1 protein-coding gene is annotated in these 767 nt (G+C 70.3%); it reads right to left on the reverse strand.

The features are described 5' to 3' along the window. On the reverse strand, window positions 1-767 hold a 767-nt coding region (locus KUM32_RS37165; protein ID WP_217146271.1), incomplete at both ends, for an acyl-CoA dehydrogenase family protein.

Consider the following 767-nt stretch of genomic DNA (forward strand, 5'->3'; position numbering starts at 1 on the left):
AGGTGAACGAGACGGGCTTGGTCCTGGCCTTGTCGGCCACCAGCTTCAACGCGGCTCGACCGAGCCCCAGCTGCACGCCGCCGATGACGGCGACCACGAAGGGCGCGAACGACGAGCGGAACAGCCCCGTCTCGCCCCGCCCGCCGAGGTCCTCGCCGCCGAGTGCGCCGGGTACGGACGCCACCCGGTGCTCGGGAACGAACACGTCCTCGGCGATCAGGCAGTTGCTCCCGCTGCCCCGCATGCCCGCGGTGAACCAGACGTCCTCCATCGTCAGTTCCGCGCGCGGCACCAGCACCATGGCCTGGTCGACCACCTCCCCGCTCTCGTTGGTCAGCGGCATGCCCAGGACGGCCCAGGTGGAGTGCCAGGAGCCCGAGTTGTAGTACCAACGCCCGGTCAGTCGCCAACCCCCCGCCACCTTGCGGCTGCTGGAGGTGGGGCTGAACACCCCGGTCACCCGGGCGTCGGGGTCGGCGCCGAAGACGTCGTCCTGAGCCTGGGGCGAGAAGAGCCCGGCCAGCCAGTTGCAGGTGCTGACCAGGGTCACCACCCATCCGGTGGAGCCGTCACCCTCCGCTATCGCGGCCGAGACATCCAGTACGGTGCGGATGTCGGTCTCGTAACCGCCGAAACGGCGGGGGACGGTCAGCTTGAACAGTCCGGCCTCGGTCAACGCGTCGATGACCTCGTCAGTCACCCGGCGATCCGCCTCGATGCGCGGGGCCTGCTCGCGCAGCAACGCCTGTAGCGCGGTCGCTCTCGCC

Source organism: Streptomyces sp. AC627_RSS907, assembly GCF_019049165.1.